Below are 12,320 nucleotides of genomic sequence, written 5' to 3'. Positions count from 1 at the left end.
TTTCCTTGCCGGCCAACAGTGAAGCATCGTTCTCACAGCCTGCAGCGGAAAGCGCGTGTCTGCGAGCTTGCTGGCTCGGCAGTGTCGCTTCGTTCGATCCGACGAATCTTGCTATGTTGGCGGTCGCGCCATTCGTGTGTCGGATCGCTGGTTCCGCGCTCTTCGAGCCTGGCGTGCGCGCACGGACCGCACCGCCATCAGCTTCCATGCGGAACGACGGCCTACGTCGCGGCGGTCATACGATTGCTGGACAACGAGCAGCGTGAACATGCCGCAGATGACGGCAGGCGTGCACTTCCTTGGCGGGGGTTGCCTGCTGTCGAGCGGCTGTTTGTTGAGCGGGCGGGCGCAGCGTGACGGACATTCGGTTTGCATTCGAGGCGCTGCACCAAGTCATGAGGCGTACGGGCGATGCCTTCGGCCCGCGCTCTACTCGTCGCTTCGCTCCTCACCGAGCCACCCTGCGGGTGTCTCGGCCCTTCGGGTAACGATCGCTATCGCAAACGCTCGCCTGGCTCGCAAACAGTGGGGGCTTCGCACGTCAACTGCCAAGTCGCGGCGGCTCCTTCGCAATGAATCGGTCACCAGCCGAGCTGTTCGGTAGTTGCCGTCGGAGGATCCACCGCATGACCCGAACTGGATTTTGTCGCAAATCGCCACGAGTACCGGGAGTCTGTTGGCCTGGAAGTTGGGCCCTGGGAACCAGCGACTGTGGATGGCAAGGGAAAAGCGCCGCCTTCGGTCGGGCGCATGTGGTTGGTGGAGTTGAGGTTTTGAAGAGTATCGAAAGTGATCTAGCCGTCGCTCCCTTCCAAATCGTCAAGGAAATCAACGCAGCCGGCGCCGTCGGCCTGCGCAAGTTTGCAGGGAAGCCATCATGAGCCAGCGCGACGATGAACTTCGTGTTCGCCCTGGCCGCATTCGCGACCGCGGACGTAGCTCCGCGCGTTCGAAGAGCTTTGTCGGCCAGGTCATGCGAGCGGCCAAGAAGGCTGGGCATGTCGGCGACAGTTTCGGCCGCGGTAAAGGTGGAGCGAGCCGGTCACATTTCGGACGGGGCCGGCGTGCCGCGCTCTCCTTGTCGCTCCGCTCGACCTCGCGACGTGTGGTGATGAAGGCGCGCGTGGTCCGTCACCACGGCACCCGCTTTCGCTCGGCACCACTGTCCAAGCACATCACTTACTTGAAGCGCGAGGGAGTGACACGCGACGGTGCGGACGCCCGGATGATCGACGCGAAATCAGATGCGGCGGATGAACGCGCCTTTGCCGAACGCTGCAAGGACGACCGCCATCATTTTCGATTTATCATTTCTCCGGAGGATGCCGCCGAGCTCGGCGACCTCCGCACGTTCACCCGCGAGTTGATGACCGACGTCGCTCGGGATCTTGGGACCAAACTGGACTGGATCGCGGTCGACCACTGGAATACCGACAATCCGCATATTCATGTTCTGATCCGCGGCCGCGCGGAGGATGGCCAGGATCTGGTCATCAGCCGGGACTACATCAGCCGCGGGTTTCGGGATCGCGCTGCCGAGCGGGTTACGCTCGAACTCGGTCCGCGCAGCGAACGGGACATCCAATCCGCCCTGGAAAGGGAGGTTGAGGCCGAACGTTGGACCAGCCTCGATCGGGCGCTGCGTGTCGCCGCCGACGAGGGCGCCGGCGTGGCGAACCTTCGGCCAAATGCGTCAGGCGAAGACTTGGGGCTCCGACGGCTGATGGTCGGTCGGGCAGCGAGGCTGGAACGCCTCGGTGTTGCAGAACAGATTGCACCGGGCCGCTGGACCCTCAAGCCTGGTATTGAGGACAGGCTGCGTGACCTGTCGATTCGCGGCGATGTCATCAAGACCATGCATCGGGCGATGAGCGCTCGTGGCCGCGAGCCGGATGTCTCCGGCTTTGCCTTGCACGGCGAGGAACCGACAGATCCCGTGCTAGGGCGTCTGGTCGAGCGCGGACTGCATGACGAACTGAAAGGCTCGGCCTATGCGATCGTCGAGGGGATCGATGGACGAACGCATCACATCCGGTTCACCGATATTGAAATGACCGGCGATGCGGCGCCCGGCGCAATCGTGGAGGCGCGGTCTTACGAGGATGCGAGAGGCGCTGAGCGGCTTTCGCTCGCCACCCGATCGGATCTTAGTGTTGAAGCCCAGATCACGGCGCCGGGAGCGACCTGGATTGACCGGCAATTGCTCGCGCGGGATTCGATCGTGGCGAGCGGCGGTTTCGGATCCGAACTGCGCGAAGCCATGGAGCGCCGGGTTGACTATCTCGCAGGCGAGGGCCTTGCGCGGCGACAGGGGGCAAGGGTCATCTTTGCTCGCGATCTCCTCAACACGCTAAGGCGGCGGGAACTCGATGCGACGGTTGCAAGACTCTCGGCCGAGACGGGGTTATCGCATACTCCTTCGTCGGAGGGCGAGCGCATCGCGGGCGTCTATCGTCAGCGCGTAATACTGTCGTCTGGCCGGTTTGCCATGATCGATGACGGGCTTGGATTCCAGCTCGTGCCTTGGCGACCGGCATTGGAGCAGCATCTCGATCGACAGGTATCCGGCGTCGCGGCACGCGGAGGCGGGGTGACCTGGAGCTTCGGAAGGAAAATTAGCCTGGGAATCTGATTGGCGGACTGCCCGGCACTTCCGCGCCAGGTCGCACCTCGCGCCGGCCGCCACGTGCCATGCAATCTCGATCGGCCTTCCTCTACGCCGATCTATCCGAACGCACGATGGTTGCGATTGAGCAGTTGCTCGGGGACGTGAGCAGCCCCTTTTGTTCAGCGCGCCGCTGCTTCAGACGCGCACTGCAGGAAATCAGGATTTCAAAGGGTCAACGATGAAGCCCAGAATTGGCGTCTACCTCTCGGAGCAGATGGCCGCGCGGCTAGCGGCAGCCGCCAAACGTCCTGGCGCCAGCAAGTCGGCGCTCGTTGAGGCCGCCCTGGCTCAGTTCTTCGGTTCGGACGAGGATAGCGATAATCTCCCGGTAGATCGCCGCCTTTCTCTTATGAGCCGCCAGCTCGAACAGCTCGATCGGGATCTTAGGGTTGTCAACGAGAGTGTCGCGCTGCAGGCTCGATACCAGCTTGCGGTCACGCCGCCGCTACCGGCAGCAGCACTGCGGGCCGCGTGTGCGCTAGGGTCGGAGCGGTTCGATGAATTTGCGACACAGGTTTGGCGGCGCGTTCAGTCGGGGACTTCGCTCGTGCATGAGACGGTGGATCGGCTCGGCTACAAGAGAGGTACTCTAGCTGACGATTTTGGTAAGGGAGTGGCAAAGACCTCCTCGCCAGTTCACGAGGCAGATCTCCGCACGTCAAACCCGGTCAGCCTCGAAGTAGAGCACGCCACTGCCGTCCGGGAGGGCGGCAGCCTGTTCAACTTTCCAGGGAAGGCGGGACTGCCTCTGCACTAGACCTGTTGCGAAAGAGACAATTGCTCACGAAGAATCGGTCGAACAGCCACCACGGTCCCGACTGTCCAGCCTTGCGACCCGACGCCGAGGTGTCGGCGGCTTGACAGAAAACTGGCACCTGATTCTGCGGGTGTTCCTGCCGTTCGTTGCCGCTTACTATCTCTCGTTTCTATTCCGGACGATCAATGCGACGGTCGCCGGCTCTTTGACGTCGGAATTTGGCCTCAGCGCTGGCGATCTCGGCCTGCTGACGTCCGTTTACTACCTGACCTTCGCGGCAGCCCAGATTCCGATCGGCATCTTGTTGGACCGTTATGGGCCGGGGGCAATCCAAAGTGTCGTGATGGTTGCCGCAGCTCTGGGCGCAGCACTATTCGCCGTCTCGGATAGTTTTTGGCTGCTCCTCTGCGGTCGAGCGCTGATCGGTCTTGGTGTCGCAGCGTCATTGACGGCCGGACTGAAAGCCCTCGTGCTCTGGTTTCCCAGCGAACGGGTGCCATTGCTCAACGGCCTGACGATCATGCTGGGGGGCTTGGGCGCTCTGACGGCAACTTTGCCTGCAGAATTTCTGCTGGTCTCAATGGGCTGGCGAGCATTGTTTGCGCTGCTCGCGATTGTCTCGGCCGGTTGCGCTCTTGTCATCTATCTTGCTGTCCCAGAGGTGCCGACACTTATGTCGGTAGCGGGCGGACCAACGCCTAAAAGTCTAAGGACAGTTTATGCCGACCCACGCTTCTGGCGCCTGGCTCCGGTTTCAGCCGCCTGCATCGGGACGGCATGGGCGTTGCAAGGACTGTGGGCGGCGCCATGGCTCAGCGATGTCGAGCGCGTCGACCGGTCGGGACTACTCTGGCATTTGCTTGTTATGGCAATCGCCTTGAGCTTGGGCGGGCTTCTGTGGGGCGTTGTGGCCGATCGCGCGCGCCGACGTGGGATCGGGCCGCGGGGCCCGTTGGGCCTTGTCGCCACGGTGTTCATCGGGGCCCAGTTGGCATTGATCATGCGATGGCCGCTCCCGTCATATGTCCCGTGGATCGTCGTGGCGGCAGTCGGTGCTGGAACTGTTCTCAGTTACGCTATCCTGGCCGAGTATTTCCCAAAGGAACTGGCGGGTAGGGCGAATGCGGCTCTTAACCTCTTCCACATCGGTGGTGCGTTTGTCGTGCAATACGTGACGGGCTTAGTGCTTCAGCTTTGGGATCCACCAATGGGCACTATCCTGAGATAGCCTACCAGGCCGCGTTTGCATTCAACGTAGGGCTTCAGATCGTAGCCGGGGTTTGGTTTGCGCTAACTTGGATTCTGACGAGACGAGGCGAGCGGAATGAACTTGATGCATTCTCCCTCAAGCCGCTGCAACGCATGCCCGCGCATCCTGAGAATATCCGTTCACTGGGGTAGACCGGAAGTCGCCGTGGTTCGGCACATCCGACGCGAGTGATCCACTGCGGCATTAGACCTGTCGGCCCACCGCTTCCAATGGCAGATCTGGAGCACCACGGCGGCTTTCGGCCTAGGGTAAACGAAAGAACATTTAGCTTAGACTCCGCCTACAAAGAGACAAAGAACGGGATTCGAGACCCTCTCATGGGCGAAGTAGTTCAATTCGGGAAACTAGAAAATCAGCGGCGCGCTGGCTCAACAGTAGCGCCTCATCAGTATCTTGCGACCGAAGCCGGAAGCGTTCCTTCGTTAAAACGGGCAAGAAATGCCCTCGAAAGAGACGTCGCAATTGTAGTTGCGATAGCGATAAGTACAGAAGATCCGGACGTGCGCGAAAAGACACTGAAACTGTTGAACGGCATAGAAAAGAAGTTGGTGCACCTTTCCGTAGAGTTGCTAAAGGCTAAAGCAGCTTCGATCATCATTTAGGATCTCATGCCTGAGGCTGGCGTTGGCTTAATCCAGACCGATATGCGATGATTTCCGGGTCGACGAAAAAGGCGAACGCAGTCATCTTTCGGAGCTTCGGGCCTGCTTCAACGTCTCTGATGGCAATTCACCGAATTCATTTCGGTAGTCCCTGGCAAAGTGGCCCACATTCTGGAAACAACAAGCTAGCGCGACGCCGGTAACCGTTGTGCCCCGCTCGGGATTGCTCAGTTGTTGACGCGAGTGGCGCAACCGAACTTTCTTGATATGCGCGACCGCTGTCGTACCTTCCGACGCAAAAAATCTGTGAATCTTTCTTGAACTGCATCCAGCTTGTTTCGCAAGCAGGTCGATTGAAAGCGGCTCATTCCAATTTTCGTCAATATAGGCTAGCATTTCGCTCATCTGCTTTGGCGAACGGTGCTGAATTCGATTTTTACTCTCTGTTATATCGATCGTCGCGCCGAAAAGGTGGGTGACACATCCCGCGGTGTCTAGCGTACAACTGGCCATACTTCGCAGCCAACGTACGTGCCCGTTCTCCTGAACGATTCTGTATTCCTGTGCGTAGCCGCTACCGGTTGCTATGGCTCGCTGGATTGTTGTCGCTACGGATTTTCGGTCGTCGGGATGCACACGCCTAAGCAGCTCATCCAAGCTCGGCGCCCCCTCGTTTTCCCCAACACCAAACACGGAATTGTAAGTTTTAGAGGTCTCCGACGTATTCGTCCTGACGACATAGCTCCAGGTCGCCATTCCGGAGACTCTTACCGCTAGCGACAATTGCTGCTCAAGCCGCACTTTTTCGGTTATGTCTTCTAGAACAGCGCAGCACCATCGCAAGGTACCCGCGCTGTCACTAATGCCGTTCACCGCGACCCTGGCCCAAACGACACTGCCGTCCCGCCTCAGGTATCGCTTTCTCAGCCGATACTGACGGATTTCACCCTTCAACAGCCGGTGATGCTCGGCAAGATTCCGATCGCGATCCTCAGGATGCGTCAATTCGATAAATGTGATCTGACCGCTGTTCAGTTCCTGCTGCGAGCATCCAAAAATGCGCGCACATTCAGTGTTGGCAAAGACTATTTGTCCGCGGGCGACATCGACCAACGATATTCCAACCCCGAGATTATCGAGGAAGGCGCGAGGAAATTTATCGACGTGGTCAAGTTCCCTCTCTGGCACAACGGCTGGCCTTCCAAATGATTCGATTAAAGGATGGTCCTAATATGATACGTAAAGCTAAGCGCCTTGGCTTGGGTTGTTGCTGAAATTCTGACGGCTTACTCGGTAAGCGCCACACGGCCCGTGGGTCTTAATTGCGGATCGTAAATCCGAGGTAGCATTGTTGGCGCCCTTAGATTGTGCACGGAGATCATTCCACCGTGGACATGATAGACGGCTTAAAAGAAGCATGACTTGCGCAGCAGAAAATCCGCGCGCGACACTCACGCAAGCCAACGTCGCTGTTCGGCACATTCGCGGACCCCTATGCGTGGCGCTGGTTCGCGTCCAGTGGTGGGAGCGGGTCAGACTGTTTGCCTGTTACAGCGCTCGGATCAGGCAGCTGCGTCACGATGGAAATTGCGGGCTATCCACATCCCCAATTGATCTTTTAACTCATCTGACAGCCTGAAGGCGACATTTGCAGCCTCGCCATCATGATTTCGCACGACGAAAGGGAGCGCCGGAGCAAACGAACTGATCCTCAGGGTGGCGGTCTCGCCGACCTGGAGTTGCGGAACACACCGAACCCGGGCTCCGCCTTCCGAGATGTCCACAAGCGTGGTGGAATGCTCCGTGCGTCTGCTATCGGTTACGGTAACTTGGGAATTCGGCGGATAGCGCTTGCTGGAGCGGCGGTCTGCTTCGGTGGTAGCCCCTCGCACCGTGCGCACCAGAACGGATTGAAGCGACGCGAGGCCGGTTGAGACGCTGGCAATTGTCCGGCTCATGTCGGCGGCCCGCTCGTTCACTGAATCCGCATCTAGACTGACGTTTGCAATCTTGGCGGAAACTTCCCGAGCTGCTCCTGCAGATTCGGAGATCGACCGGGCAATCTCTCGGGTAGCCGCATCTTGCTCCTCCATCGCTGCAGCAACTGCGGTCGCCACCCCGTCGATCTCCAGAATGTGGCCTCCCATTGCCTCGACAGATGCAACCGCGGCTTCGGTCGATGACTGGATTTCAGCGATCAGACGGGCGATCTCTTCGGTGGATTTGGCCGTCTGGGTCGATAGGGACTTGACCTCTGCGGCAACCACAGCGAACCCGCGCCCGGCATCGCCAGCGCGCGCCGCTTCGATCGTTGCGTTGAGAGCCAGCAGGTTGGTCTGACCGGCGATGCTGCCGATGATATCGGTTACTTCCGCGATCCTGCGCACCGATTCCGAGAGTGCCCGAATCGTGCCACTCGCATGTTCGCGTCCAGCAACAGCAGATTTGGTTACTTCGCTGGTGCGAGCGATCTGAGAAGCGATTTCGCGAATGGAGCTAGTTAACTCTTCGGCCGCCGAGGAGACCGTCTCTGCACTGGCCAATGCGTGTTCAGAGGCAGCGGCGACTGCCTGCGACTCCACGGACAGGTCGCGAGCAATTTCGCACAATGAAGCGGCGGTTTCCTGCACGTGCTGGGTCGAAGCTGATGTCGTCTCCACGGCGGAGGCGCTCTCGCGTTCCACCGTGTCGGCCATTTCAAGTATGGCACGGCGCTTGGCGGTAGCGGCCTGCTCTTCGCCGCGCAACTGCTCCTCGCGAAGCTGTGCGTTTTCCGATGCGCTTTGCTTGAATATGACTAGGGCGGCAGCCATCGCACCAACCTCGTCTCGACGACCGGCATATGGAACGCCAGCAGAGAGATCACCGGCGGCAAGTTCCTGCATCGCTCCGGTCATGCATACGATCGGGCGCACGACACCCAGCGCAATAAAGGCAAGACCAGTGACAATCAACGCCAAGACAGCGAAAGAAACGCTCCATGTAATCCATGAAATACGGGCATCGCGCTCGGCCGCGAGCTTTTCCATGTCCGCATTCCGCTTGTTCGCGCGCTCGACAACATTGTCAATGATGCCGCGGTGCGCTGCATAAACGTCCTTCAGTTGCGCATAAGCTCGCTCCGCTGAGGCCAAGTCTTTGCTCTTTAGGGTCGGAAGTATCCGGTCGAACATCAGGCTCCAGAACGTTTGCACCTCGCTGTCAGACTTCGAAACCAGTGCTGCCTTCAAATCGGGTTCGAGCGATGATCCAGTCCAAAACACCTTGCGATCATCATAATCCTTGCGGAGTTGGACTAGACGCTCACCGTGAGTTGCCGCTTCGCTTGGCTCGCGCATCGCGAGCGTTGCTTCAAGATACGCTTCTAGCACATAGGCCGGCGGAGGAAGGATATCGGCAACCAAGTCGTTGCCCAGCTTGATATCGGAGTAAAGGGGGCCACCAACTTTCAGCTCACGCAGCGAGTAAACGCCGGTGCCAACGACGGCAGTGAAGCCCAGCACCAGCAACAGACCGAACGTGACGATGATCTTGGAGATCGACAAACTCATTTTCATGGGTAGCCTGACTAAAAATGCCTGATATGGAGCGGCATGGCATCAACGATAGCGGTGCATCGTCAAGTTTATCCGAAATAGCCTAAAGGATTCACGTGAGTTAGTGCCCGTAGTTCCACGGTGATTGACTCGTACCGGCATGTCCAATCTTGGTCGAAGCAATCCGCGATTGCAGCGATTGGCAGGCCGCCTAGTGAACCTGAACGGATGCGGCGACTAGCGTCCTGGTCGTCTTGCTTGCGGCGCTCGGCGACTGACGCACCAATTTGCTCGCTTGGACCATTCGCCGCGTTTAGGAAAGCCCCTGGAACGCATTGACGAGGCGCGCAAGCACCGCAAATGCATCCCGCGTGCCGTCGGCCTCGCCCTTTTCGAAGTCGTCTCCGGCCTGTCCCATCGAATTGGTAACGTGGGCAAGGCAGAGCACAGGAACCCCCGCGGCGGCAGCGAAAGCATAGAGCGCGGCGGCCTCCATCTCGACGGCCAATGCACCTTTTGATCTCGCCAGATCGATCGCATCAGCAGTTTCCCGAAACGGCGCATCCGTCGTCCACGTCGCACCGACAAGAACTTGCTGTTTTGCGCAACCAAGCGCATCGCGCGCCATCTTCACCAGACTCGGAGCGGCCTCAGCATACTCGGAGGGGGCAGCATAGTGATAGCTTGTGCCCTCATCCCTTAGCGCCCGGTCAATGATAACGAAATAGGGTGGCGGTGTGTTCGCCGTGATCTGTCCAGCAGATGTTAAGCTGATCAATAAGCGACAGCCGCTGGCGAAAAGCTGCTCGGCGACAAGCACGGCGAACGGTGCACCAACTGCACACCCGACCATACCGACTGTCTGGCCGGCAAGCATGAACGTATCGAGCTGCGTATGATAACAAGCCCATGGTTTGAAAGGTTGAGCCTCGTCGCTCTCCCGCAGCCGCCGAACCATGTCGCCATCGGGATCGAGGATGCAGATGGCGGGGACGTCTGCGGTTGCCAGTTTTTTCTGCCGACGGGCCTCGCGCAACAAAGCGGCCGGAAGAAAAACCGATGGCGCGGCCGTGTTTTTGCTGTCCAGAATGGATGGCATTGTTCTCAGGCCGGTTTCTGAAACACGGCTCCATAGTGATAAGGCAAGATTTCAACGATATCTTGAAGCATCAAGCCGCTTGGCTGCACCGCCTCGATAGTACGGGATGGAGATAATCTCAATCCACTTTCGGGGCCGCGAGGTTCACCGAGAATTGTTGTCTCTTCACGGGGACGGTCGTGCCAATTGACGATGGCCACCAGACCTGCCGGCTTGAGCACCGTTTTGATCGCATTAGCCAACTTCAGCCGGTCCGGAACACCATGAAAAGCGTTGGCCATAAAGACGAAATCGATCGGCTCTGGCACCATTGTCCGAAGTTCATACGCGTCGCCTGCGACGAACGTACAATTAGTGACGCTCGACTCGCTGAGTCTTGCGCGGCTGATCTCAAGTAATCGAGCATCGATATCGACGGCAACAACGTGGCGGGCGATGCGTGCCATCTGCAACGTAAACCACCCGTCGCCGGAACAAAGATCGACCGCGTCACTTTCGGGAGACAACCTGACCGATTTGAGGATCGCAGCCGGATCGGGGAAAAGTGCCTCCCACCAGCCTGCGTCTGGCATTCCAGTGCCTTGAAAGCATCCGGGTATCATCATGATCGCGTCGCCTCCGGTTGGCAACCCTCCCTTGGCGTGGATGTACCAATCACGAAACTAAACTGTAACGCGCCTCGCGTATGTCGGCGCAATGCGACCGCCTCGAAGTCGGAGTCTCTAACCAATTGAGCAATTTCGGCTTCGGACCGGATATTGTAGATTTCACTGGGATACGTGGCCCGAAACCCAGTATCTTCCGCCGGACGAAAGCCGACAACGAAGCGACCTCCCGGTTTCAGCACGCGGCGTGCTTCGGCAAGATGATCAAGCGGCTTCTCCCAAAAATAGACAGTATGGACAGCGAAGACCTTGTCGAACGACTGGTTATCGAAGGGCAGCTGGTCGCTGCTTCCGAAGTGAAATTCAATTCGCTTCTCCGCCACCAAGCGCCGATGTCGACGCATGGCGTGGCGGTGCATCACCGTTGAGAAATCAATTCCACAAAGGGAACCACGCGAGACGACATTGGCCGCCTTCGCCAGAGTGTCCCCATGGCCAGATCCAATCTCCAGTACGGCGTCCTGGGGCTGAAGCTGCAACAGATCCAACGCAAACGCATTTTCGTCGGCCGTTTCCGTTGCCATGACGCGCACAACGATCTGGCCCAGCAGGCCGGATGGCTTGCGTCCTTGCTTAGCGATGAACCGCGGTTTGCGCATTCGTTCTCCCGGCATTTCGATCGTGGAACTGCCTGATGGGGCCTATACCACTGCTACAAGCTGCCTGGCCACTTATCGGCACCCAAAAGTATGAATATTCGTGCCAGCGAATGCTGCGTTGCACGAGTCTCTTCCTGGCACCTTCGAGACATGCCGACCCAGTTCTGAATATATCAGGTTATTGGGGTAGACCGGAAGTGGCTGGCCTTTGGCCAGATCGACGCGATTGACCCGAAGCGGAAGTCAGCATCCAAGTCGGCAGGTTTTCCTTTGCCGGTAGTTGCCGATAAGATGCATGCGCTTTCTTTGCCAGTGGAACGAGGGCTGGAATGGTGAGTAGGGTCTTAGCGCTACTGTCCGCCCCGCCATCGCCGTCGTTGTCGCGCAAGCAGGAGTGATAACTTGAAACCGTTGGACAAGATTGTCGGTACGTGGCGTTTGGCCGCCGCATCGCCGCCCAGCCCACTTCGAGCTGGTTATATCACGTATACTGGTGACGGCAGAATGTCGGCTATTGTAAGCCATGGCGGCAGAAAGCCGTTGTCAAGCGGCGATCGAATATCAGCCTCCGTTGAAGAACGTGCCGAAGCCTTCGCGACGCTCTTCGCGTACGCCGGAAGCTATAATGTCGTCGATGACAAAGTTGTGCACCACGTCGAAATTGCTTCCGTCGAAAACTGGGTGAACACGGACTTGATCCGCCTCGTCCGTTTCGACGGCGATCGACTAACCCTCATGACGCCACCAACCACGGTCGGTGGTAAGATCCTAACAACCGAACTTGTTTGGGAACGAGTTAAGTAAACTGTGCGAGTGCGCCTAAGGGGGTGCCTGCTTGTGGCACGAAGCGGATATCGGATCGGCTGTTGCCGACGTCCGTTCATCGGGGTCAAGCGTAAATCGTTTAGGGTTGTGCCGTTCAACAAACCTTCCATGCGTTCGTCCAGCGACGCCAACCCCCGGTTAGTGGTGACAGGGCATCCGATGGCTCGGCGAGGATGCCCGGCCAACGGGTCTTTCCCGATGGTTGTCATCTTGAACGGCTTTCTGGGACACCGGCTGGAATACAACCATGCTGCGACAAGGGATCTCCGGTGAGAAGGTGCGCTTGTTCTTTAAACAGA

General features: G+C 58.5%; 10 protein-coding genes. 5 read left to right on the top strand and 5 right to left on the bottom strand.

The window, feature by feature from the left end; translation table 11 throughout:
• Window positions 1-877: 877 nt before the first annotated feature.
• The 4 genes from QUH67_RS21545 (at window position 878) to QUH67_RS21530 (ending at window position 5,297) form a co-directional block, all read left to right on the top strand.
• On the top strand, window positions 878-2,632 hold the full coding sequence (locus QUH67_RS21545) for a relaxase/mobilization nuclease domain-containing protein (protein ID WP_300941028.1): 1,755 nt from the start codon (window positions 878-880) through the stop codon (window positions 2,630-2,632).
• A 151-nt stretch (window positions 2,633-2,783) separates the two neighbouring features.
• A complete protein-coding gene (locus tag QUH67_RS21540; protein ID WP_300941025.1) occupies window positions 2,784-3,425 on the top strand; it encodes a ribbon-helix-helix protein, CopG family in 642 nt (213 codons plus the stop codon).
• Window positions 3,426-3,525: 100 nt separating this feature from the next.
• Window positions 3,526-4,653, top strand: a complete 1,128-nt coding sequence (locus QUH67_RS21535) for an MFS transporter (RefSeq protein ID WP_300941023.1) — start codon at window positions 3,526-3,528, stop codon at window positions 4,651-4,653.
• A 359-nt stretch (window positions 4,654-5,012) separates the two neighbouring features.
• Window positions 5,013-5,297 carry a hypothetical protein gene (locus QUH67_RS21530; RefSeq protein ID WP_300941022.1) on the top strand — a complete coding sequence of 95 codons (285 nt, stop codon included), beginning with the start codon at window positions 5,013-5,015 and terminating at the stop codon, window positions 5,295-5,297.
• An 81-nt stretch (window positions 5,298-5,378) separates the two neighbouring features.
• On the opposite strand, the gene QUH67_RS21525 is transcribed toward QUH67_RS21530, so the two are convergent.
• From QUH67_RS21525 to QUH67_RS21505, 5 genes are all read right to left on the bottom strand, one after another.
• Window positions 5,379-6,485, bottom strand: a complete 1,107-nt coding sequence (locus QUH67_RS21525) for a PAS domain-containing protein (protein ID WP_300941021.1) — start codon at window positions 6,483-6,485, stop codon at window positions 5,379-5,381.
• Window positions 6,486-6,859: 374 nt separating this feature from the next.
• On the bottom strand, window positions 6,860-8,854 hold the full coding sequence (locus QUH67_RS21520) for a methyl-accepting chemotaxis protein (protein WP_320416086.1): 1,995 nt from the start codon (window positions 8,852-8,854) through the stop codon (window positions 6,860-6,862).
• A gap of 292 nt (window positions 8,855-9,146) precedes the next feature.
• Entirely contained in the window at window positions 9,147-9,932 is a 786-nt protein-coding gene (locus QUH67_RS21515; RefSeq protein ID WP_300941018.1) for a nucleoside phosphorylase, read from the bottom strand.
• A gap of 5 nt (window positions 9,933-9,937) precedes the next feature.
• Window positions 9,938-10,537 (bottom strand): class I SAM-dependent methyltransferase, encoded by a 600-nt coding sequence (locus tag QUH67_RS21510; RefSeq protein ID WP_300941016.1) that lies wholly within the window; start codon window positions 10,535-10,537, stop codon window positions 9,938-9,940.
• Window positions 10,534-11,196 carry a methyltransferase domain-containing protein gene (locus QUH67_RS21505; RefSeq protein WP_300941014.1) on the bottom strand — a complete coding sequence of 221 codons (663 nt, stop codon included), beginning with the start codon at window positions 11,194-11,196 and terminating at the stop codon, window positions 10,534-10,536. Before QUH67_RS21505 ends, QUH67_RS21510 begins: the two co-directional genes overlap by 4 nt.
• Before the next feature lie 402 nt (window positions 11,197-11,598).
• Between QUH67_RS21505 and QUH67_RS21500 the strand changes: the two genes are divergently transcribed.
• On the top strand, window positions 11,599-12,000 hold the full coding sequence (locus QUH67_RS21500) for a lipocalin-like domain-containing protein (RefSeq protein WP_300941012.1): 402 nt from the start codon (window positions 11,599-11,601) through the stop codon (window positions 11,998-12,000).
• Window positions 12,001-12,320 lie beyond the last annotated feature (320 nt).

Origin of the sequence: Bradyrhizobium roseum (assembly GCF_030413175.1) — a bacterium.
Taxonomy (GTDB): domain Bacteria; phylum Pseudomonadota; class Alphaproteobacteria; order Rhizobiales; family Xanthobacteraceae; genus Bradyrhizobium; species Bradyrhizobium roseum.
The sequence above is the reverse complement of the archived record's forward strand: the minus strand, read 5'-3'. Positions and strand labels throughout refer to the sequence as shown.